The organism is Pseudomonas azerbaijanorientalis, from assembly GCF_019139795.1.
GTDB classification, from domain to species: Bacteria; Pseudomonadota; Gammaproteobacteria; order Pseudomonadales; family Pseudomonadaceae; genus Aquipseudomonas; species Aquipseudomonas laurylsulfatiphila.
The window spans coordinates 211,912-232,629 of the sequence record NZ_CP077078.1; the positions used below are offsets into that span (position 1 = coordinate 211,912).

Annotated in this window: 18 protein-coding genes; 10 read left to right on the top strand and 8 right to left on the bottom strand. The window is 60.0% G+C overall.

Annotated elements, in window-relative coordinates:
- Positions 1 to 129 precede the first annotated feature (129 nt).
- Positions 130 to 2,268, top strand: coding sequence for a catalase HPII (gene katE / locus KSS91_RS01005; RefSeq protein WP_217836794.1), 2,139 nt, complete (start codon positions 130 to 132; stop codon positions 2,266 to 2,268).
- Positions 2,269 to 2,391: 123 nt separating this feature from the next.
- Here the strand turns inward: katE and KSS91_RS01010 are convergent, their stop codons facing one another.
- The 4 genes from KSS91_RS01010 to zur are packed head-to-tail and all read right to left on the bottom strand — an operon-like array spanning position 2,392 to position 5,194.
- A complete protein-coding gene (locus tag KSS91_RS01010) occupies positions 2,392 to 3,108 on the bottom strand; it encodes a PA5502 family lipoprotein (protein ID WP_217836795.1) in 717 nt (238 codons plus the stop codon).
- Between the two features lie 37 nt (positions 3,109 to 3,145).
- Entirely contained in the window at positions 3,146 to 3,934 is a 789-nt protein-coding gene (gene znuB, locus KSS91_RS01015) for a zinc ABC transporter permease subunit ZnuB (RefSeq protein ID WP_015092904.1), read from the bottom strand.
- Complete coding sequence (znuC, locus tag KSS91_RS01020; protein ID WP_217836796.1) at positions 3,927 to 4,712, bottom strand: zinc ABC transporter ATP-binding protein ZnuC; 786 nt, start codon at positions 4,710 to 4,712, stop codon at positions 3,927 to 3,929. The genes znuB and znuC overlap by 8 nt, the downstream gene beginning before the upstream one ends.
- Positions 4,712 to 5,194: a zinc uptake transcriptional repressor Zur gene (gene zur / locus KSS91_RS01025; RefSeq protein WP_008045818.1), complete on the bottom strand. Its 483-nt coding sequence runs from the start codon at positions 5,192 to 5,194 to the stop codon at positions 4,712 to 4,714. Before zur ends, znuC begins: the two co-directional genes overlap by 1 nt.
- Before the next feature lie 66 nt (positions 5,195 to 5,260).
- On the opposite strand from zur, the gene znuA reads away from it, so the two are divergent.
- Positions 5,261 to 6,181, top strand: coding sequence for a zinc ABC transporter substrate-binding protein ZnuA (gene znuA, locus KSS91_RS01030; RefSeq protein WP_217836797.1), 921 nt, complete (start codon positions 5,261 to 5,263; stop codon positions 6,179 to 6,181).
- 84 nt (positions 6,182 to 6,265) lie between these two features.
- Here znuA and KSS91_RS01035 read toward each other — a convergent pair whose 3' ends face one another.
- Both KSS91_RS01035 and KSS91_RS01040 read right to left on the bottom strand, forming a co-directional pair.
- Positions 6,266 to 7,216 carry a homoserine kinase gene (locus KSS91_RS01035; protein ID WP_015092907.1) on the bottom strand — a complete coding sequence of 317 codons (951 nt, stop codon included), beginning with the start codon at positions 7,214 to 7,216 and terminating at the stop codon, positions 6,266 to 6,268.
- A 57-nt stretch (positions 7,217 to 7,273) separates the two neighbouring features.
- Positions 7,274 to 7,564 (bottom strand): DUF2782 domain-containing protein, encoded by a 291-nt coding sequence (locus tag KSS91_RS01040; protein WP_015092908.1) that lies wholly within the window; start codon positions 7,562 to 7,564, stop codon positions 7,274 to 7,276.
- Positions 7,565 to 7,638: 74 nt separating this feature from the next.
- Here KSS91_RS01040 and polA point away from each other — a divergent pair, with 74 nt between their 5' ends.
- The gene (polA, locus tag KSS91_RS01045; protein WP_217836798.1) at positions 7,639 to 10,443 is read left to right on the top strand and encodes a DNA polymerase I; all 2,805 of its coding nucleotides are present in this window, start codon (positions 7,639 to 7,641) and stop codon (positions 10,441 to 10,443) included.
- Positions 10,444 to 10,789: 346 nt separating this feature from the next.
- Here polA and yihA read toward each other — a convergent pair whose 3' ends face one another.
- On the bottom strand, positions 10,790 to 11,434 hold the full coding sequence (gene yihA / locus KSS91_RS01050; RefSeq protein WP_008018454.1) for a ribosome biogenesis GTP-binding protein YihA/YsxC: 645 nt from the start codon (positions 11,432 to 11,434) through the stop codon (positions 10,790 to 10,792).
- Positions 11,435 to 11,625: 191 nt separating this feature from the next.
- Between yihA and KSS91_RS01055 the strand changes: the two genes are divergently transcribed.
- The 7 genes from KSS91_RS01055 (at position 11,626) to KSS91_RS01085 (ending at position 18,917) form a co-directional block, all read left to right on the top strand.
- Positions 11,626 to 11,916, top strand: coding sequence for a c-type cytochrome (locus KSS91_RS01055; protein ID WP_015092910.1), 291 nt, complete (start codon positions 11,626 to 11,628; stop codon positions 11,914 to 11,916).
- Between the two features lie 45 nt (positions 11,917 to 11,961).
- Positions 11,962 to 12,591: a c-type cytochrome gene (locus KSS91_RS01060; RefSeq protein ID WP_015092911.1), complete on the top strand. Its 630-nt coding sequence runs from the start codon at positions 11,962 to 11,964 to the stop codon at positions 12,589 to 12,591.
- A 199-nt stretch (positions 12,592 to 12,790) separates the two neighbouring features.
- Positions 12,791 to 13,432 (top strand): thiol:disulfide interchange protein DsbA, encoded by a 642-nt coding sequence (gene dsbA / locus KSS91_RS01065; protein ID WP_126048484.1) that lies wholly within the window; start codon positions 12,791 to 12,793, stop codon positions 13,430 to 13,432.
- Positions 13,433 to 13,446: 14 nt separating this feature from the next.
- Positions 13,447 to 14,325, top strand: a complete 879-nt coding sequence (locus KSS91_RS01070; RefSeq protein ID WP_015092913.1) for an endonuclease/exonuclease/phosphatase family protein — start codon at positions 13,447 to 13,449, stop codon at positions 14,323 to 14,325.
- Positions 14,322 to 16,340, top strand: coding sequence for a GGDEF domain-containing protein (locus tag KSS91_RS01075; RefSeq protein WP_217836799.1), 2,019 nt, complete (start codon positions 14,322 to 14,324; stop codon positions 16,338 to 16,340). Before KSS91_RS01070 ends, KSS91_RS01075 begins: the two co-directional genes overlap by 4 nt.
- 104 nt (positions 16,341 to 16,444) lie before the next feature.
- Positions 16,445 to 17,224 (top strand): N-acetylmuramoyl-L-alanine amidase, encoded by a 780-nt coding sequence (locus KSS91_RS01080; RefSeq protein WP_217836800.1) that lies wholly within the window; start codon positions 16,445 to 16,447, stop codon positions 17,222 to 17,224.
- Positions 17,225 to 17,300: 76 nt separating this feature from the next.
- A complete protein-coding gene (locus tag KSS91_RS01085; RefSeq protein ID WP_015092916.1) occupies positions 17,301 to 18,917 on the top strand; it encodes an EAL domain-containing protein in 1,617 nt (538 codons plus the stop codon).
- Positions 18,918 to 18,924: 7 nt separating this feature from the next.
- Here the strand turns inward: KSS91_RS01085 and KSS91_RS01090 are convergent, their stop codons facing one another.
- Positions 18,925 to 20,715: an ATP-binding protein gene (locus KSS91_RS01090; RefSeq protein WP_217836801.1), complete on the bottom strand. Its 1,791-nt coding sequence runs from the start codon at positions 20,713 to 20,715 to the stop codon at positions 18,925 to 18,927.
- Positions 20,716 to 20,718 lie beyond the last annotated feature (3 nt).

The following is a 20,718-nucleotide window of genomic DNA, read 5'->3' on the forward strand; positions in this document are numbered from 1 at the left end:
TAGCATTTATTTCGCATTTGTCCTGTCATTTGGCAATAACGCGATCAAAGGTCAGAAAAAAGGAACGGCTGAATAAGCTCGTCAGTCACTACTTAGGCCACTGGAATATGCCTGAGGAGTTCACGCCTGATGAGTACCAAGAAGCCTGCCGCCACCAAGAGCGTCCTGGCCGGGACCGATACCCCGGACCGCCACAACACCAACGCCAAGCTCGACAGCCTGGAAGCATTTCGCTCCGATGCCACTGAGCAGGCCTTGCGCACTAACCAGGGTGTGAAGGTGGCGGACAACCAGAACACCCTGAAGGCCGGGGCCCGCGGACCGTCGCTGCTGGAAGATTTCATCATGCGTGAAAAGATCACGCATTTTGATCATGAGCGCATTCCCGAACGCATCGTTCACGCTCGCGGCACCGGTGCCCATGGTTACTTTCAGAGCTATGAAAACCACTCGGTGCTGACCAAGGCCGGTTTCCTGCAGGACCCCGCGAAGAAAACTCCGGTGTTCGTGCGCTTTTCCACGGTACAGGGGCCGCGAGGGTCAGGCGATACCGTGCGTGATGTACGGGGTTTCGCCGTGAAGTTCTTCACCGACGAAGGCAACTTCGACCTGGTGGGCAATAACATGCCGGTGTTTTTCATACAGGATGCGATCAAGTTTCCCGACTTCGTGCACGCGGTCAAACCCGAGCCGCATAACGAAATCCCTACCGGTGGCTCGGCCCACGATACGTTCTGGGACTTTGTTTCGCTGGTACCGGAGTCGGCGCACATGGTGATGTGGGCAATGTCCGACCGGGCGATCCCGAAAAGCCTGCGCAGCATGCAGGGCTTCGGCGTGCACACCTTTCGCCTGATCAATGCCGAGGGCAAGTCGCGCTTCGTCAAATTCCACTGGCGCCCTACCGCCGGCACTTGCTCCCTGGTGTGGGACGAAGCGCAGAAACTTGCGGGAAAGGACGCCGACTACCATCGGCGTGATCTGTGGGAGTCGATTGAGATCGGCGACTACCCGGAATGGGAGTTGGGGGTGCAGGTCATCGAAGAAGAAAATGAACACGCCTTCGATTTCGACATTCTCGACCCGACCAAGCTGATTCCCGAAGAACTGGTGCCCATCACGCCGCTGGGCAAGATGGTGCTGAACCGCAACCCGGACAACTTCTTCGCCGAAACCGAGCAGGTTGCCTTCTGCCCCGGGCATATCGTTCCGGGGATCGATTTCTCCAACGACCCTCTGCTGCAAGGTCGATTGTTTTCCTACACCGACACGCAAATCAGCCGACTCGGTGGGCCGAATTTTCACGAGATCCCGATCAACCGTCCGGTGTCGCCCTTCCACAACGGTCAGCGGGATGCGCAGCACCGCACCACCATCGACAAGGGACGTGCGTCTTATGAGCCGAACTCCATCGATGGCGGCTGGCCAAAGGAAACGCCTGTTTCGGCTCAGGATGGAGGATTCGAGAGTTATCCGGAGCGCATCGACGCCAACAAGATTCGCCAGCGCAGCGAATCGTTCGCTGACCACTTCTCCCAGGCTCGCTTGTTTTTCCACAGCATGAGTGAGCATGAACGGGAGCACATCATCTCGGCCTACAGCTTTGAATTGGGCAAGGTTGAGCGTGAGGCGATCCGCGCCCGGGAAGTGAACGAAATTCTCGCCAATATCGATCTGGAGTTGGCCAAGCGAGTGGCGCAGAACCTTGGATTGCCTGCGCCGGCTCGAGGAACCGTCGAGGTGCGCAGAACCGCACCGGATCACTCTCCGGCATTGAGCCAGGCCAATTTATTGCCGGAGAACATCAAGACGCGAAAAGTCGCGATTCTGGCGGCCAATGGCGTTGATAGCGTTGCGATTGATGCGATGAAGAAAGCGCTTGCAGCGCAGGGCGCTCACGCGAAGTTACTGGGGCCGACCTCTGCACCCGTGAAAACCGCCGATGGCAAAACCCTGGTGGTCGATGCTTCGATGGAGGGCTCGCCGTCGGTGGCATTCGACGCGGTGTTCGTGCCGGGCGGAGCCGCGTCGATCAAGGCGCTGAGTACGGACGGCGTGGCGTTGCATTACCTGCTGGAGGCGTACAAGCATCTGAAGGCTATCGCCTTGCAGGGTGAAGCGAAGCAGTTGCTGGATGTGTTGAAGCTGGAGGCTGATGCGGGATTGATCGTGGGGACGGATGCGAAATTGATCAAAGGGTTTTTCGCCGCGATCGGGCAACATCGGGTTTGGGACAGGGAGGCGAAGGCCAGGGTGATTCCGGCCTGAACATGTTTATTGCCAGAAAGGCCGCCTTCGCGAGCAAGCCCGCTCCCACAGTAGAGAAGTGTTGACCACAAAATGTGTGGGCAACCCCAAACCCTGTGGGAGCGGGCTTGCTCGCGAAGCTTTTTAAGGTTTACGCGGACTCAGAACCATCTGCGCCGGAACACTGCGCAAAATCTGTCGCTCCAGTTTCAGGTCAAACTCGGGATCGAGCTTGTTCACCCGTTTTGTCAGCAATGTCGCCAGCCAAGGGTAATCATCGGTGCGTGGAGCCTGAATGCTCACATCGCACTGAAAATTCACCACATCTGCGGCGATGGCATCCAGTTGGCGACGCAGTTTGCCCATATCGTTGATATTCAGCGCGACCGTGGTGCTTTCAGCCGTCAGATCGATGACCTTGGCTTTTGGCTTGGCTTCGGCAGCCTTCAGGGCCGCTTCGGCTTTTTCCAGCTCGGCCTTGCGCGCCTGGGCAATCGAGCCGTTGACTCTGCCGGTCAGTGCCGGAGCCTTGGGCATCAACGCGCGGGCACGGCTCAGGGCGGTCGCAGCGGCATCCACATCACCTTTTTGCAGCACGATCTGGCTGCGGCGCAGATAGGCTTCGGCCAGTTGCCGCTGGTACTGCTCAAGGGAGGCATCGTTGGGCGATTCGGTCTGCAAGGCCGCCAATTGGTCTTCGGCGGTGGCCAGTTCATCGCTGGCGATGTTTTGTTCCAGCTGTACGATGGCCGTGGCTCGCGCATTGGCGGCTTCGGTGGCCGCCGGTGGCGTGCTTTGGCAGGCGCCCAGCAGCAAAGAAAATGCGACAAGGAGCAGATAACGGGAGGCGAACGACTTCATTCCTGCGACTCTCTATTTGCGCAAAAAACGAGCAAGTCTACACCCCTCGACGGGGCAGAACAAAACTCAGCAGAAACAGCGCGGCGGCTGCCACCACAATCGACGGGCCGGCCGGGGTGTCCTTGAACCAGGACAGTGCCAGCCCGCCGCACACGGCGAGTATGCCCAGCAGGCTTGCGCCCAGTGCCATCTGCTCCGGCGAACGGGCGTGACGTTGTGCCGCTGCCGCCGGGATGATCAGCAACGAAGTGATCAGTAGCACGCCGACAATTTTCATCGCCACGGCAATCACCACGGCGATCAGCAACATCAGCGCCAGGCGCAATCCGGCCACCGGAAGGCCTTCGACCCTGGCCAGTTCTTCATGCACCGTGATCGCCAGCAATGGCCGCCACAATGCAACCAGCAAGGCCAGCACGGCCGCACTGCCGCCAAGAATCCAGGCCAGATCGGTTGGACTGATTGCCAGCAGGTCGCCGAACAGATACGCCATCAGGTCGATCCGCACTTCGTGCATGAAGCTTAGTACCACCAGGCCCAGAGAGAGCGTGCTGGGTGCGAGAATTCCCAAAAGTGTGTCGGATGCCAATGGCTGACGTTGTTGCAAGGTCACCAGTAACACCGCCAGCAGCAGGCAGCCAACGGTCACGGCAACCGTCGGGCTGACATCCAGCAGGAAGCCCAGGGCCACACCGAGCAATGCCGCGTGGGACAAGGTGTCGCCAAAATAAGCCATGCGCCGCCAGACCACGAAAGACCCCAGCGGGCCCGCGACAACGGCCAGGGCCAGGCCTGCAAGCAGGGCGTAGAGCAGAAAATCAGCCATGCTTGCAGCCATCTCCGTGAACATGGGGTTGGCCCGATGCGGGCGCCTTGACCACTGAGCCATGCAAGTCGTGGGCGTGGTCGTGATGGTGGTGATAAATCGCCAGGCTTTGTGCGTTTTTTCCGAACAGCTCGACGAACGCCGGATCGCCGCTGACCTGCTCGGGATGGCCTGAACAGCAGACGTGACGATTGAGGCAAACCACTTGATCCGTGGTGCTCATCACCAGATGCAAATCGTGGGAGACCATCAGCACGCCGCAACCGTGACGGTCGCGCAGGCGGGTGATCAGGCTGTACAGCTCAGCCTGGCCGGCCACGTCGACACCCTGTACCGGTTCGTCGAGTACCAGCAGTTCCGGTTCGCGCAACAGGGCCCGGGCCAGTAGCACGCGTTGCATTTCACCACCGGAAACGCTTTGCACCGGACTGTCGATGACCTGCTCGGCGCCGACTTCCTTGAGTGCCGCCAAGGCCATCGCACGGTCTACGCCCGGCACCAGGCGCAGGAAGCGCAGCACCGACAGCGGCAGGGTCGGGTCGACATGGAGTTTTTGCGGCATGTAGCCGACCCGCAGTTTGGGCTTACGCCAGACGTTGCCGCTGTCCGGTATCAACAGGCCGAGCACGGCACGTACCAGTGTGGTTTTGCCGGCGCCGTTGGGGCCGATCAGGGTCACGATCTGCCCCGGCTCGACGCTCAGCTCAATGTTGTCCAGCACCGGTTGCCCGGCGAACGTGACGGCAACCTGTTCTAGACGGATCAGCGCGTTGCTCATCAAGCCCCCTGGCAACCCGAGCACAGACCGACCACTTCGACGGTCTGGCCTTCGACGACAAACCCGACATCCCTGGCGCTGGCGATGATCGCGTCGCTGATGGATTTTTGCTCGAGCTCGATGGCGGCGTGGCACACACGACAGATCAGGAACTGACCCTGGTGTGCATGTTCCGGGTGATTGCAGCCGATAAAGGCGTTGAGCGAGGAAATCCGATGGACCAGGCCGTTCTCCAGCAGAAAATCCAGCGCGCGATACACCGTCGGCGGCGCGGCGCGGCGACCGTCCTGCTCGCTGAGGACCGCAAGAATGTCGTAGGCGCCCAGCGGCTTGTGGCTTTGCCACACCAGTTCCAGCACCCGCCGGCGCAATGCGGTCAGGCGCAGGCCTTGGCGAGCGCACAGGGCATCGGCCTCGGACAAAGCGCTGTGAACGCAATGCGAGTGGTCGTGGGGGCGGCTGGCAATCGGTGTTTTTAGCATGAGCGGCGACGAGTTTTGTGAGAGACGTTATTATGTTACCCGTTCTCGCCTCTTCGAGTGGTCATCGTGTCCCGTCTTTTTTCTATCTTTGTCGCATTTTTCGCAAGTTTTCTGCTGATCGGTCCGGCGCAGGCCGAGGTCAAGGTCCTTACCAGCATCAAGCCCCTGCAGTTGATCGCCGCAGCGGTGCAGGACGGCGTGGCGATTCCTGAGGTCTTGCTGCCACCGGGTGCCTCGCCGCACAACTATGCACTGCGCCCTTCCGACGTACGCAAGGTGCAATCGGTGGACCTGCTGTACTGGATCGGCCCGGACATGGAGGGTTTCCTGCCTCGCGTGCTCAATGGTCGTACGCAGCCCAGCGTCGCCGTGCAGGATTTGCCAGGCATGAAACTGCGCCGTTTTGCCGAAGATAGCCACTCTCACGCCGAAGAAGCCGACGAACACGACCACGATCATCGCCCTGGCAGCCTGGATGCACATTTGTGGCTGTCACCGGTCAACGCCCGGGTCATCGCCACGAAAATGGCGGCTGACCTGAGTGCCGCTGATCCTGACAATGCCGTGCGCTATCAGAGCAACCTGAAAGCCTTCGACGAGCGTCTCGATGCGTTGGATGTGCGCCTGAAGAAACGCCTGGCCGATGTTCAGGGCAAACCTTACTTCGTGTTCCATGAAGCGTTCGATTACTTCGAAGACGCCTACGGCCTCAAGCACGTGGGTGTGTTCAGCGTCGCGGCCGAAGTGCAACCCGGTGCCCAGCATGTCGCGGCGATGCGCGCGCGCTTGCAGGAAGTCGGCAAGACCTGCGTGTTCAGCGAACCACCGCTGCGTCCGCGCCTGGCGGAAACCCTGGTGGCGGGTTTGCCGGTGAAGCTGGCGGAACTGGATGCGTTGGGCGGTTACACGCCGGCGACGGCCCAGGGCTATGAGCAGGTGCTGGAGAAATTGGGGAATGATCTGGCGGGGTGCCTGGAGTCGCTGTAACCGCTGAAACAAAAAGATCGCAGCCTGCGGCAGCTCCTACACCGATCTCTGTAGGAGCTGCCGAAGGCTGCGATCTTTTGCTTTTTAAAGGGCGAAAGGCAACGGCGTATTGACCGTCTGCCGCTGCGCCAGGCGCAGCTGGAATTCCATCGGATCGTGAATCAACACGTCCTGCCCGGCAAACGACTCTGCCGCGATCAAGCGTGACAACCAGAACCGTACGCAAGCCACCCGCAGCATGGTCGGCCATAACTCGGCTTCGGCAGCGGTGAACGGTCGCAAGGCCGCATAAGCGCCCAGCAAGGCCCGTGCTCGCGGTCCATCGATCACGCCCTCGTCGTCCGAGCACCAGTCGTTCAAGGCAATCGCCACATCGTAGAGCATCGGCCCGGAGCAGGCGTTGTAGAAGTCGATCAGTCCGGTCAGGTGTGTGCCTTCGAACATTGCGTTGTCGCGGAACAGATCGGCGTGAATGTTCGCCCGCGGCAGAGCGAGGATTTTTTCTTTCTGTCGGGTGATTTCTTCCAGCGCCCGTTGCAGCAGGTCCTTCTGTTCGGCACCGAGGTGCGAGAGGAACTGCGTGCCCTCTTCCAGCATCCAGTCCAGGCCGCGATCGGTTTTGCGCTTGATCATGTTGGCCTGGGTCGCCAGGTGCAGATGGCCAAGCAACTCACCGACCTGCGCGCAATGTTGCGCATTGGCTTGCTTGATGTGCTTGCCGGCCAGGCGTGGTTGCAGCAACGCCGGTTTGCCCGCCAGTTCGCGCAAGGCCACGCCGTCGGTGGTGCGCAGGGCGTAAGGCACTGGAAGGTCGGCGCCGTGCAGCACGTCGAGCAGCTCGATGAAGAACGGCATTTCCTGAACCGGGCCGCGCTCGACCAGGGTCAGGACAAATTCGCCCTGCTCCAGGCTGATAAAAAAATTGGTGTTTTCGCTACCGGCGGCAATCCCCTGGAAATCAAGCAGGCGGCCGAGGCCATAAGGGGCGAGAAAAGCTTCCAGCTCGGGCCGAGCCAGGGGGGTGAACACAGACATGTTTAAGCTGCCAGTACGGGCGCCATTGTTGAGCCAGCGCCGATTGAAATTAAGAAACTACTTCCACTCGAAAATCTTCCACGACGGAATCAGCATATCGGGCTGATCCGAGCGGATAAAGTTACCGTCCGATCCATCGGCGCGCACCAGAAAGTAGGGTTTTCCGCCCTTCGGTGTTACCTGAATGGCATACAGGAAGCCATTTTGGCGGTATTCCTTGATCGTATTGTCGCCTTCCGTGCGAATGGTCACATCCGGTTCCGGCGATGGCGCATCGTCCGCCGCCATGACGGCCAATGGTGTGATTGCAAACAAGCCAGCCAGCAACAGGCGATTTAGTGTGCGCATGATAACCTTGTCCCTTTGTCGTCAACGGTCCCGCTATTCTAGCGCCGGACCCGCCGAAAAGGTTGATCCTGCTCATGAGCCAAGCCCCCCTCGTCCTGGTGGACGGTTCTTCTTACCTGTACCGCGCCTTTCACGCGCTGCCACCGCTGACCACGTCCAAAGGCCTGCCGACCGGCGCGGTCAAGGGCGTGTTGAACATGCTCAAGAGCCTGCGCAAGCAATATCCGAATAGTCCGTTCGCCGTGGTGTTCGACGCCAAGGGCGGGACTTTTCGCGATGACATGTACGCCGAATACAAGGCCAACCGTCCGAGTATGCCTGACGACATGCGCGTGCAGATCGAACCGCTGCACCAGAGCGTGATCGCCCTGGGCTTCCCGCTGCTGTGCGTCGAAGGCGTCGAGGCCGATGACGTGATCGGCACCCTGGCCCGCAGCAGTGCGGCGGCGGATCGTCCGGTGATCATCTCCACGGGCGACAAGGATATGGCGCAACTGGTCGATGGTCACATTACCTTGGTCAACACCATGACCGGTAGCAGCATGGACGTGGAGGGCGTGAAGGAGAAATTCGGCGTCGCTCCGGAGCAGATCATCGATTATCTGGCGCTCATGGGCGATTCTTCCGACAACATTCCGGGCGTTCCGGGGATTGGCCCGAAGACGGCTTCAGGCCTGCTGGTCGGTGTGAACGGCGGTCTGACCGAGCTCTATGCGCAGCTCGACATCGTGCCAACCCTGCCGATTCGCGGTGCCAAGACCCTGCCGGCCAAGCTCGAAGAGCACAAGGAAATGGCCTTCCTTTCCTATCAGTTGGCGACCATCAAGGTCGACGTACCGCTGGACATTGGCCTCGACGACCTGCAAATGGGCGCGGAAGATCCGGCGAAACTCTACGAGTTGTACAGCCTGCTGGAGTTCAAGAGCTGGCTGAACGACCTTGATCGCGACGCCAAACGCCTGGAACTGAGCGCTGCCGCCGAGCCTGCACCGGCCAACGATCTGTTCAGCGAACCAGAGGCCGAAGCACCGGCCGCCGCTGCTGAAGCCGCCTACGAAACCATCCTCGATCAGGCGCGTTTCGATGCCTGGCTGGAAAAGCTGAACAACGCCAAGCTGTTTGCCTTCGACACCGAAACCACCGGCATCGACGCGCAGCAGGCGCAATTGGTGGGGCTGTCATTCGCGGTTCAGGCTAACGAAGCGGCCTACATCCCGTTGACCCATTCCTACATCGGCGTGCCGCAGCAGCTGGACCGCGACACGGTCCTGCGCGCGCTCAAGCCGATTCTGGAAGACCCGAACAAGCTCAAGGTCGGCCAGCACGCCAAGTTCGACATGAACATCCTGGCCAACTGCGCCATCGGTGGCGTACAGGACAACGGCATCACCGTGCGCGGCATCGCCTTCGACACCATGCTCGAGTCCTACGTGCTCAACTCCACGGCCACGCGCCATGACATGGACAGCCTGGCGCAGAAGTATCTGGACCACACCACGGTGAGCTTCCAGGACATCGCCGGCAAAGGTGTGAAACAGCTGACGTTCGATCAGATCGCCCTTGAGCAGGCCGGGCCTTACGCCGCCGAAGATGCGGACATCACCCTGCGTCTGCACCAGGCCCTGTTCGAAAAGCTCTCGGCCATTCCGAGCCTGGCCAGTGTGCTGACCGACATCGAAATCCCGCTGGTGCCGGTGCTGGCGCGCATCGAGCGCCAGGGCGCATTCGTCGACGCCGCTCTGCTGGGCGTGCAAAGCATCGAGCTGGGCGACAAGATGGTCGCACTTGAGCGCGAAGCCTTCGAGATTGCCGGCGAGGAATTCAACCTCGGTTCGCCCAAGCAGCTCGGCGTGATCCTCTACGAGAAACTCGGCCTGCCGGTGCTGAAAAAGACTGCCAAGGGCCAGCCGTCCACGGCCGAAGAGGTGCTGGCCAAGCTGGCGGAAGACGACTACCGATTGCCGAAAGTGCTCATGGAATATCGCTCCATGAGCAAGCTGAAAAGCACGTACACCGATCGTTTGCCGGAGCAGATCAACCCGCGCACCGGGCGGATCCATACGTCGTACCACCAGGCTGTCGCCTCCACCGGGCGCCTGTCCTCCAGCGATCCGAACCTGCAGAACATCCCGGTGCGTACCGCCGAAGGGCGTCGTATCCGCCAGGCCTTCGTGGCCCCGCCCGGTTACAAGCTGCTGGCTGCGGACTACTCGCAGATCGAGTTGCGGATCATGGCGCACCTGTCACGGGATGAAGGGCTGATGAACGCCTTCCGCCACAATCTGGACGTGCACACCGCGACCGCCGCCGAAGTGTTCAAGGTCGGACTGGCCGAGGTGACCTCCGACCAGCGCCGCAGCGCCAAGGCGATCAACTTCGGCCTGATCTACGGCATGGGGGCGCAGAAGCTCGGCAAGGACATTGGCGTCGACACCAAAACCGCCAAGGCCTACATCGATACCTACTTCGCCCGATACCCCGGTGTACGCCAGTACATGGACCGCACGCGTGCCCAAGCCGCCGAGCAAGGTTATGTCGAGACGTTCTTCGGGCGTCGCCTGTATCTGCCGGACATCAACTCCAACAAGCCGCAAGAACGCGCCGCCGCCGAACGCACGGCAATCAACGCACCGATGCAAGGCACCGCTGCGGACATCATCAAGAAAGCCATGGTCGCTGTGGATAACTGGCTGACCGCGTCCGGCCTCGACGCCAAAGTCATTTTGCAGGTGCACGATGAACTGGTACTGGAGGTGCGTGAAGACCTGGTCGACCAGGTTCGCGATGAAATTCGCGTACACATGAGCGAAGCCGCGAAACTGGACGTGCCGTTGCTGGTCGAAGTGGGTGTTGGAAATAACTGGGATGAGGCTCACTGAGCCTTCCTGTAGGAGCGAGCTCGCTCCTACAGAAAAGAGTCGTGTTCTGCTGCGGCATAGTGCCGCGGCAGAAGGGCGCAATCAGTTTAGTCCGGAAGGTTATCGGCGTTATTTCAAAGCTATTTGAAAAAAATCTGAACTAATCTTGCGAAGCACCACTCAGAGGTACTGAATGGCTGGTGAAGCCCTTCGATGCTCCTATGTTGTGTTAAGTGTTGGCAGATATCTGGACCCCGCCCTAGCGGTCTAGAGCTTGAACCCCGGAACTTCTCCCTCCCCATATGAAGCCCGGGGTTTTTTTTGCCTGCAGAAAGCTGTCTGGAGTGCCCAGACAGCTTTCGTTGCCTTACTGGGCTTCTACCTCGGCGCCCTTGTCCGCCAGCTCCATCCAGCCTGCCAGTACGGTATAGGCTTCTTCCAGGCCCATGCGTTTCGGGGCCGAGAACAGCTGAATCGTCACCAGATCGCCCCAGCCCTTGCGGATTTCCGCCTGAACCTTGAGCAGCGTGTTCTTGGCCGCGCCATAGGTCAGCTTGTCCGCTTTGGTCAGCAGAATGTGCATCGGCATGCCGGCAGCCACGGCCCAATCGAGCATCAGCAGGTCGAAATCGGTCATCGGATGGCGGATGTCCATCATCAGGATCAGGCCTTTCAAACTCTCGCGACCACCCAGGTACGCTTCCAGGTGACGCTGCCAGTGTTGCTTGAGCGGGATCGGTACTTTTGCATAACCGTAGCCCGGCAGGTCGACCAGACGGCGTTCATCGTCTAGCTTGAAGAAATTCAACAGTTGCGTGCGCCCCGGGGTTTTCGAGGTGCGCGCCAGGCTGGCGTGGGTCAGGGTGTTCAAGGCACTCGACTTGCCGGCGTTGGAACGCCCGGCGAAGGCGACTTCGAAGCCCTCGTCATCCGGACATTGGTCGACTTTGGCGGCGCTGAGCATGAAGGTGGACTGTTGGCACAGACCGAGGATGGGATTCTTGAGTTGCATGGGATTTCCGATGTGGGCGGCGCCAGGAATGGGTGCGGCAAGCAGTGTCGCTTCCGTTTCAGTGACGCCAGTATATAATGCCGCAGATTTTGTGTGCGCTTTGTCCCAGCGTAGGATGAAGTTCACGAGAGCGACAGACCTTGATTGCGCACTAGAACGCAGCTCGCTCTCAACCCTGAAAAGGTCGTTTTATGACGAAATGGCTGCTAGCTGCCGGTGTCTTGATGCCGCTTTACAGCGCTCAGGCTACACAGGATCCGGAAGCTGTGTACAACCGTGTTTGTGGTGCCTGTCATTCCGGCCAACTACCCATGGCGCCGAAAAAAGGCGATCAGGATGCTTGGACGCCGAGGTTGGCGAAAGGTATGGAGACGCTGGTGCAACACGTGACCCAGGGTTTCAAGGCGATGCCGCCGCGTGGTTTGTGCATGGACTGCAGTGCCGAGGATTACCAAGCCATCATCCTTTGGATGAGCGAGTAAGCCCGGTCCATAACTCTTAACCCTTAGCCGTAGTTGGATTAGCTGATGAAGAAATTGATCGTGAGTCTGCTGTTGACCGTGGGCATCTCCGGCATAGCCCATGCTGCAGGTGAGGCAGTACAACCGGGGGATGCTAAAGCTGGCCAGGCCAAAGCCGCCGTCTGTGGCGCCTGCCACGGTCCGGATGGCAACAGCATGGCGCCAAACTTTCCCAAACTGGCGGGTCAGGGTGAACGCTACCTGACCAAGCAATTGCACGACATCAAGTCGGGCAAGCGCACTGTTCTGGAAATGACCGGCCTGCTGACCAACCTGAGCGATCAGGACCTGGCGGACATCGCCGCCTACTTCGCCAGCCAGAAAGGCAGCGTTGGTGCCGCCGATCCTAAAGTCGTCGCTCGCGGTGAAGCCCTGTTCCGTGGCGGTGACCTGGCCAAGGGCCTGCCATCCTGCACCGGCTGCCACTCGCCAAATGGCGCCGGCAACGCAGCCGCCGGCTTCCCGCACCTGGGTGGCCAGCACGCTCAATACATCGCCAAGCAACTGACCGATTTCCGCAAGGAAGAAGGCGGCCGCACCAACGATGGCGATGCCAAGACCATGCAGACCATCGCCAAGCGGCTGAGCGACGAAGACATCGCCGCGGTGTCCAGCTACATCCAGGGCCTGCACTAAGGCCGGCGGATCGGGCGTTGAACGGGGTAAATATCGCCTGCAACGTTAACGCTCGATTAATCCGTTGCAACGAGTATAAAAAGGGTGGCCTTGGCCGCCCTTTTTTGTGGCCGCTGCCGTTACACTACAGAACTCAAGCCCGCCAGGACCTGTCTGAAAACACGTTGCGCGAGGCGAAAAACTTGTCCAGGAGTGAAGCATGCGTAATCTGATCATCAGCGCCGTTTTTGCCGCTGCCAGCCTGTTCGGCATGACTGCCCAGGCTGCTGAAGCCCCCGCCGCACCTTATGTCGAACTGAGCAATCCGGTTCCGGTCGCCGTGCCTGGCAAGATCGAAGTGGTGGAGCTGTTCTGGTATGGCTGCCCGCACTGCTATCACTTTGAGCCGACAATCAATCCCTGGGCCGAAAAACTGCCATCGGATGTGAACTTCAAGCGTATTCCAGCGATGTTCGGCGGTCCTTGGGACGCTCATGGCCAAATGTTCCTGACTCTTGAATCCATGGGTGTTGAGCAAAAGGTTCATGCCGCGGTGTTCGACGCGATCCAGAACAAAAAAATGAAGCTGACCGATAAGAATGATATGGCCGACTTCCTGGCTACCCAGGGCGTAGACAAGGAAAAATTCCTGGCCACTTTCGACTCCTTTGCGATCAAGGGGCAGGTCGTTCAGGCTCGTGAACTGGCCAAAAAATATGAGATCTCCGGCGTTCCAACCCTGATTGTGAATGGCAAATACCGCTTTGACGTAGGCTCCGCCGGCGGTGCCGAACAGGCCCTGCAACTGGCCGACAAACTGATCGACAAAGAGCGAGCGGCTAACAAGGCTGCCGCCAACTAAGGGCAGTCACTGCCATGCGCCGATGGGGTACTGAACGCATCGTTGGCCTGCATCATCCGCGGGTCAACGAGCATCATCTGGAATCCACGGGCTTGCCCGCAGACAGTCGTCTGCGCTTGCTCAGTTTCAATATCCAGGTCGGCATCAGCACCGAGCGTTACCGGCATTACCTGACCCGGGGCTGGCAGCATCTGCTGCCGCACACCGGGCGTGCCGACAATCTGCAGAAAATCGGCAATCTGCTGGGCGACTTCGATCTGGTCGCCTTGCAGGAGGCCGATGGCGGCAGCCTGCGTTCAGGCTACGTCAATCAGGTTGAGCATCTGGCCCAGCTCGGCGCCTTCCCCTACTGGTATCAACAACTCAATCGCAATCTCGGTCGCCTGGCCCAGCACAGCAATGGCGTGCTCAGTCGATTGCGCCCGTGGGCCATTGAAGATCATCCGTTGCCGGGCCCAAAGGGGCGCGGAGCCATCCTGGTGCGCTTCGGCGAAGGCCCGGAAGCACTGGTGGTCGTCATGATGCACCTGGCGCTGGGTGCCCGGGCGCGCAGCCTGCAACTGGCCTATATCCGCGATCTGATTGGCGACTACAAACACCAGGTACTGATGGGCGACATGAACACCCATGCCAGTGACTTGCTGCAAAATTCCGCGTTGCGCGATCTCGGCCTGCTCGCGCCGCAAATGGAAGCAACGTTTCCCAGTTGGCGTCCACAGCGCTGCCTGGACCATATCCTGCTGAGCCCGAGCCTGACCCTGGAAAAGGTCGAGGTGCTGGCACAGCCCATTTCCGATCACCTGCCGGTCGCGGTAGAGATTCGTCTGCCGGGTTCGCTCACGGCCGATGCATTGCCCGCGTTGAGTCCTGCCCCTCGCGGAACCCATGAATGAGCGACGAAGCACAGCGCTGGAAAGAGAAATACCTCAAAAGCATCGAACAACAGGAAAAGCTCGAACGTCGCTGGGACGCGCGGCTAGACTTGCTGCGCCGTGGACTGGTGCGCAGCACCCTGGCGGCGGAAGGTACTGACCGCGCGGTTGACCAATGCATGAAGGAAATGCGCGAGGTCGTGCGTACCGACGACATGGACGCCGGCCTGGCCGCGCTGATTCCACGCCTGGAAAAAGCCGTACTCGACTCCGAGCAGCGTCGGGAAACCCGGATCAACCAGACCAGTGCCGCCCTGACTGCACTGGTCACTCAACTGCAAACATTGCCGCTGCCACGGGATGTGAGCCGGCCACTCAAGAGTTTCGCCAGGCAACTGGATGCGCGGGTCAGTCAGGCGCGTGAGATGCCATTGTTGCTCAGCGAGCTGAGTGGCTTGCAAGGTAAGGCCCTGAGCCAGCTGGAGACCCCGACGGAACCTGGTCGGCCGGGCTTGCTGCAGCGATTGTTCGGCGGTCGTGAAGCAGAAGAAACGGTGACATCAACGACTGCTTCTGCTGCGCCAACGGCTTCTGTAGCCGAGAGTCCTGCGGCGGTTATCGAGCCCATCCCGGTCGCGACTGAGACGGCAATCTGCGAAGTACCCATGGCTGAGCGAGTTGAAGAGGCGTCCGCGCCGACCGAGCCAGCCGAGGCTTGCGTTGCTCCGGCAGTCGTGGCCTTGGCACCTGCGGCTGCGGAGCCTCAAACCGCCATCGCAGGCGCGGCAGAAACCGGGTCGACCGAGAAGCCGACCCCGGAAACCATCGAAACACCTCTTGAGTCGCAAGTGAACCCCGACGAGCTGATCGTGCCAGCATCGCCGGATGGCCAGGCCTTGCTTGCGATTCCGACAGAGGAGGTGGTCGCCGCAGATCAGTCTCTATCCGGTCACGACACGTTCTATGCACTCCCGGATACCCCAGAGCCCTCCTACAGCTCGGTGGCCAGCCACATCGAACACACGCTGCTGGGGCTGCTCGAAGACCTGACATTGCCCGAGCGTCATCGCCCGCAAGCCGAATCCATGCGCGATCGTCTGAAAAACGGGTTGAACTGGTACGAATTGCTACCGATTCTCGACGACTTCGCCACGTTGATGCTGGCCATTACCGACAGCGGCCAGCATGAGTTCGAAGCCTACCTGCAACGATTGAACGAGCGCCTCGAATCGTTCCAGAGCAACTTGCAGGCCGCCACCGCAGGGCACGCCGACAACCGTTCGGCTGCGCGGCAGATGGACACGCAGATCCGCGAACAGGTTGATGGCTTGCAAAGCAGCATGCAGGAAGCCGCGGACCTGGAAGGTCTCAAGCACGTTCTGGAAAACCATCTCGAAGGCTTGCTGGGCACCATGGACCAGCACCAGAAACAACGCGATGAGCGCGAGCAAGAGGTCGCTGCGCGCCTGCACAGCCTGGCCGAGCGCGTCGCTCATATGGAGCAGGAGGCCCAGGGGTACCGTGAGCATCTTGAAGAGCAACGGCAGAAGGCCTTGGTCGACCCGTTGACCGGCCTGCCCAACCGCGCGGCCTGGAGCGAGCGCCTGGATCATGAAGTCAAACAATGGCAGCAACATGGCAATACGCTGTTACTGGCCATGCTCGACCTCGATCATTTCAAGCGCATCAACGATAACTACGGGCACCTGGCCGGTGACAAAGTGCTGAAGATCATTGCCAGCGTGTTGCGAAAGCGTCTTCGCGCAACGGACTTCATTGCCCGGTTCGGCGGCGAGGAGTTTGTGTTGTTAATGCCATCCACAGTGCCGGCGGCGGGTCTGAAGTTGCTGGAAAGCCTGCGTGCCTCCATCGAGGCCTGTCCGTTCCACTTCAAGGGAGAGCCTGTGACCATTACCGTGTCTGTCGGAATGTCGGCGTTCAGGCCGGGTGAGCACAGCGATCAAGTGCTTAAAAGAGCCGATCAGGCGTTGTACCGTGCAAAAAATGCCGGACGCAACCGCGTGGAGCCGGGCTGAACATTATTTGTTCCATATTTGTTTAATTCGCGGCGATTGCCGTCAACCCGCAAGGCATTACGTTACACTGTTGCATTATTGTCTTGTGTGTACTGCCTTTCGCCATGAAATATCTTGCTCTGATCCTGTCACTTGTTGTGCTGGCCGGCTGCGCCAGCGGTCCCCGTTTTGACACCAGTCATCCTTCAGCCAATTACGATAGCCGTGTGCAGTTCGTGGTAGTGCATTACACCAACGCCTCGATGGAGCGTTCGCTGCAACTGCTGACCCACGGCGAAGTCAGCAGTCATTACCTGATCGGTGACGACAAGGGCGCCACAATCTACAAGCTGATGGATGAAAACGTTCGTGCCTGGCACGCCGGGGAGAGCGAATGGGATGGCCGGACCTGGCTCAATTCCAGTTCCATTGGTATCGAAATCGTCAACCCGGGGTTCAAGGACACTCCAAACGGGCGCGTGTGGTACCCCTACAGCGAAGATCAGGTTCAGTCCTTGATCGTATTGCTCAAGGACATCAGCAAGCGTCAGGGCATCAAGCCTCGCGACATCATCGGCCATAGCGATATTGCGCCGTTGCGCAAACTGGACCCGGGGCCCCTGTTCCCCTGGAAGCGTCTGGCTGCCGAGGGTCTGGGTATCTGGCCGAACGAACAGGCGGTCGCGCGCCAGCAAATGCTGTTCGCCGATCAGTTACCGAGCATCAGCTGGTTTCAGGCGCAATTGGCCCGCCTGGGTTATGCCTCGCCACAAACCGGCGAGCTCGATGTTGCGACACGACATGTGATAGCGGCATTCCAGATGCACTTCCGCCCGGCACGCTTCGATGGCACTCCGGATGCGCAAACAGCCGCGCTGCTTTTGGTGTTGAATCAGACAAAATAATGGCGCCCGCCCGGCGGTCCGGGCTATTTCCCAATCAGCAGCTATAACTCATTGGTAATCCATCGGATATTACGCAATGACTGCTGCTCGAGAGACCTTCCGTAGTTGGTTCCATCGCCCTTGGTTCCTGGGGCTGATGTCGGCTGTCTTGAGCGCAACGTTATTGATGGCCGGCAGCCTGTTCGTCGCCATTCATCAGGTCGAGCAAAACGAAAGCGAAGAAATGAATGCTCAGGGGGAGCGCTTTCTCGCCCGCCTGGAACAGCTCTTCGGGCAACTGCGGGAAAGCCTGGACGACCTTGAAGCGCAACCGCTGCGTGGTTGCGATGCTGAAATGATCGCGACCTTGCAACAGGTTACGTTCAATTATCGCTTCGTCTACGAAGCCGCCTACATGGATTCCTCGCGAATCTGCTCCAATCGCCCTCGCCAGGAAGGGCTGTCGCTGATTCGACCGCCAGACATCAAAGGCCCGACCTACAGCTATTGGCTCAATACCACCACCGAACCCGATGAAAACCGCGCCGCCCTGATGCTCGGGCGCGGGAATTTCCGGGTCGCGACCTCTCGCGGGCATTTGACCGATATGGTCGACCTGTCGCCGGGCAGCAGCCTGCTGGTAGTCCTGGACCATGGTAAGCGCGCGATTCCGGTGTTGGGTTCTTCGCAGATCTGGCCACCGGTCGAGGCCTGGCCCCCGAAAAATCGCGATGCGCTGCAGATCACCCAGACACGCCTGATATACCGCATGCCCACCGACAACCCGGAGTATCAATTGGTGTTGATCAGCCTGCGTACGGGCATGCATATCCCTTCGGTCTGGTGGTGGCTGCTACCGGCCAGCCTTGCGCTGGGCATATGCGTCGGGTTCCTGGTGTTCCTGCTGGTGCAACAGCGGCAGTCGCTGGATGCCGAACTGGCCGGGGCGATTCGCCGGGGCGAGTTGCAGGTGCTGTATCAACCGATCTTCGACCTCGATAGCCGCAACTGTGTCGGGGCTGAAGCGCTGCTGCGCTGGCGCAGGCCGGACGGTACCCTGACCAGTCCCGACCTGTTCATTCCGATGGCGGAGGACACCGGGCAGATTCGCCAGATGACGGATTTCGTCTTGCAACGCTTGCTCGAGCAACTTGGCCAGTTGCTGCGTGCCAACCCGCAACTGTACATCTCGGTCAATCTCGCGGCGTGTGATGTGATGGTTCCGCGAATCGGCCAGGTGATGGCGAGGCTGTTGACCCTGCACCGCGTCGCTGCGCGGCAGATTGCCTTCGAGGTCACCGAGCGTGGACTGGTCGATGTGGTGGTGGCCCGGGAAAACCTGCAATCGCTGCGGGATGTCGGGCACCAGGTGTTGATCGATGATTTTGGCACCGGCTACTGCAGCCTCGCCTATTTGCAAACCCTGCCGGTGGACTGCCTGAAAATCGACAAGGCGTTCATTGATGCGTTGGGACATGACGCCGCCAGCAGCGGTGTGGCCCCGCACATCATTCACATGGCCCAGTCACTGCATTTGAAGGTGATTGCCGAGGGCATCGAACATGAGGCCCAGGCCGAGTTCCTGAGCAGTGAAGGCGTGAAGTTCGGCCAGGGTTGGCTGTTCGCCCACGCGCTGAGCGCGGTTCAGTTCATTGAATTGATCACCCGGGGGCGACGTCTGGCGGGCGGCCGGCGCCTGGATGACGAAGCGTGACCGCAATCTAAACCGTCAGCGCCATGTAGAACTGAGTGCCCTGCCCCGGCCGTGAATAGACGCCCATCCGTCCGCCATGCAATTGCACGATTTCCTTGCACAATGCCAGGCCGAGACCGGCTCCGCCTTTCTTGCGTCCGACCTGCACGAACGGCTCGAAGATCCGCCCCTGCTGACCGTAGGCAATGCCTTCGCCGTTGTCCTCGACACTGATGATGACCCGATCGCCGTGGCGCCGGGCATGCAAGCGTATCCGCCCGCCGGAACCGGTGTGACGCAAGGCGTTGTCGAGCAAATTATCGAGTACCCGCTCCAGTTGTGGCTGATCGGCCTGCAAACGCGGCAAAGGCCCCTGCACTTCCACCAGCAGACTGATTTCCTTCTCTTCGGCCGATGTGGCAAAGCGTGACTGAGCCTGTTCCAGCAACGCCTCGATGGAACACGGCGCCAGGGTGAGTTTCTGCAAACCGTTCTGGTAACGGGAGAAATTCAGCAGGTCATTGATCAGCTGCATCAGCCGCTGCATCTCTTCATTCACGGTATCGAGCAGGTCGGCTTCCCGGGAGTCCGGGGCAAAGTGTGTGCGCTCGCGGAACAATCCGAAGGCCATGTGCATGCCGGTAACCGGTGTGCGCAATTCATGGGAGGCGCGCAATACAAATTCGCTGCGTACCCGTTCGAAGGCGCGCTGCTCCGTGACGTCATGCAGCACCATCACGGCACCGAGAATATGGCCCTGGGTGTGGCTGACCGGGGTCAGGCTAAAGGTCAGCAGTCGCGACTCGCCGTCGACTTCGACACTCAAGTCCTCCGGCGCCCTCTCCAGGGTGCCGCCGCGCAGCACCAGTTGCAGTTGCTCATCGAGTTCGGGGCGCTCCAGTGCCGTGCCCAGTCCCTGTCCCAGGCGATCGGACTCCCAGCCCAACTGGCGCTGGGCCACAGGGTTAAGGTGTTCCAGATGGCCCTGACGGTCGATCATCAGCAGCCCGTCGTCGATGCTGTCGAGCACGGCCTGCAAACGCTGCTGGCCGGCCAGCAACTCATCGACGTTGGTGGCCTGGTGTTCACGCAGCGCCTGGGCCATGATCCCGAAACGCCGGGTCAGCTGGTTGAGCTCCACTGCCGAGGAGATCGGCAGGGTGACATCGAAATTGCCCTGGCCGATATTGTCCGCCGCCTTGGCCAGGGCTTCGATGGGCGCCCCGAATCGCCGGGCAATGGCCTGTGCGGTCACGAAGCCGATGATCAGCACTGCCAGCCCCACCAAGGCAAGTAACCCTGCAATCAGCAGTGCCCGCTCCCGGGCCTGGCGCTCGGTATCATTGATGTTATCCAGGGCGCGCTTGTGCTCGGCGATCAGACCATTGCGCAGTGCGTTGAATTTTTCCGTCAGGTTGTCATGGCTGCTGAGCACAGTCGAAGGGTCCGGGGACGCCTCATAAGCTTCGATAAAGCGCTCGTAGTCAGCCTTGGCTTTTCTGAAGCCGTACTCGCTTGCGTTTAGCTCGGGTTCCTGGGCGATGCCTTCCTCCAGCAATTGGAAGTAGTGCTGCTTCGAGGCGGCGAAAGCGGCGGAGTCAGGCTTCTCGCTGAGCATGATGATCAGTTGATCACCCAAGGTCTGGCGCAGTTTGAGTCCCAGGTCCAGGGTGATGAAGTTACTGCGGGTCAGTGCCTCCTGGCTGCCGGCCATCTGCATCACGCTGACCAGCCCGAGCAGTAGCCCGAGCAAGGCGACGGTGATCAGTGCGGAGATGCTCAGGAAAAGCCGGGTCCGCAATTTCATCGCCAGTTTCATCGC

Bases quoted from the DNA above. Each gene is read 5' to 3' on its own strand.
- katE (WP_217836794.1), top strand. From the start codon at position 130: ATGAGTACCAAGAAGCCTGCCGCCACCAAGAGCGTCCTGGCCGGGACC.
- KSS91_RS01010 (WP_217836795.1), bottom strand. From the start codon at position 3,108: ATGAAGTCGTTCGCCTCCCGTTATCTGCTCCTTGTCGCATTTTCTTTG.
- znuB (WP_015092904.1), bottom strand. From the start codon at position 3,934: ATGGCTGATTTTCTGCTCTACGCCCTGCTTGCAGGCCTGGCCCTGGCC.
- znuC (WP_217836796.1), bottom strand. From the start codon at position 4,712: ATGAGCAACGCGCTGATCCGTCTAGAACAGGTTGCCGTCACGTTCGCC.
- zur (WP_008045818.1), bottom strand. From the start codon at position 5,194: ATGCTAAAAACACCGATTGCCAGCCGCCCCCACGACCACTCGCATTGC.
- KSS91_RS01035 (WP_015092907.1), bottom strand. From the start codon at position 7,216: ATGTCTGTGTTCACCCCCCTGGCTCGGCCCGAGCTGGAAGCTTTTCTC.
- KSS91_RS01040 (WP_015092908.1), bottom strand. From the start codon at position 7,564: ATGCGCACACTAAATCGCCTGTTGCTGGCTGGCTTGTTTGCAATCACA.
- polA (WP_217836798.1), top strand. From the start codon at position 7,639: ATGAGCCAAGCCCCCCTCGTCCTGGTGGACGGTTCTTCTTACCTGTAC.
- yihA (WP_008018454.1), bottom strand. From the start codon at position 11,434: ATGCAACTCAAGAATCCCATCCTCGGTCTGTGCCAACAGTCCACCTTC.
- KSS91_RS01055 (WP_015092910.1), top strand. From the start codon at position 11,626: ATGACGAAATGGCTGCTAGCTGCCGGTGTCTTGATGCCGCTTTACAGC.
- KSS91_RS01060 (WP_015092911.1), top strand. From the start codon at position 11,962: ATGAAGAAATTGATCGTGAGTCTGCTGTTGACCGTGGGCATCTCCGGC.
- dsbA (WP_126048484.1), top strand. From the start codon at position 12,791: ATGCGTAATCTGATCATCAGCGCCGTTTTTGCCGCTGCCAGCCTGTTC.
- KSS91_RS01070 (WP_015092913.1), top strand. From the start codon at position 13,447: ATGCGCCGATGGGGTACTGAACGCATCGTTGGCCTGCATCATCCGCGG.
- KSS91_RS01075 (WP_217836799.1), top strand. From the start codon at position 14,322: ATGAGCGACGAAGCACAGCGCTGGAAAGAGAAATACCTCAAAAGCATC.
- KSS91_RS01080 (WP_217836800.1), top strand. From the start codon at position 16,445: ATGAAATATCTTGCTCTGATCCTGTCACTTGTTGTGCTGGCCGGCTGC.
- KSS91_RS01085 (WP_015092916.1), top strand. From the start codon at position 17,301: ATGACTGCTGCTCGAGAGACCTTCCGTAGTTGGTTCCATCGCCCTTGG.
- KSS91_RS01090 (WP_217836801.1), bottom strand. From the start codon at position 20,715: ATGAAACTGGCGATGAAATTGCGGACCCGGCTTTTCCTGAGCATCTCC.